Origin of the sequence: Halomonas sp. ND22Bw (genome assembly GCF_003011945.1) — a bacterium.
GTDB classification, from domain to species: domain Bacteria; phylum Pseudomonadota; class Gammaproteobacteria; order Pseudomonadales; family Halomonadaceae; genus Halomonas; species Halomonas halophila.
On record NZ_PXWD01000319.1, the window covers coordinates 1 to 373 of the forward strand.

Sequence of the window (373 nt, forward strand, 5' to 3'; positions counted from 1 at the left end):
ATCGACCGCACCCTGACGGTCAACGGCGTGTCCAAGGCCTACGCCATGACCGGCTGGCGCATCGGCTATGCCGGCGGCCCCAAGGCGCTGATCGACCTGATGCGCAAGGTGGCCAGCCAGACCACCTCCAACCCCGCCAGCATCAGCCAGTGGGCGGCGGTCGAAGCTTTGAACGGCCCGCAGGACTTCATTCCCGAGCGCAAGGCGGCCTTCGAGAAGCGCCGCGATCTTGTGGTGTCGATGCTGAACCAGGCAAGCGGCATCACCTGCGCCACCCCCGAGGGCGCCTTCTACGTCTATCCGTCCATCGCCGGCCTGATCGGCAAGACGACGGAAACGGGAGTCACAATCGACGGCGATTCCACCTTCGCCG

General features: G+C 66.0%; 1 protein-coding gene. It reads left to right on the forward strand.

The window, feature by feature from the left end; all coding sequences use genetic code 11:
* Positions 1–373: aminotransferase class I/II-fold pyridoxal phosphate-dependent enzyme (locus tag CVH10_RS18250; protein WP_146143032.1), on the forward strand; the 373-nt coding region annotated here is incomplete at both ends.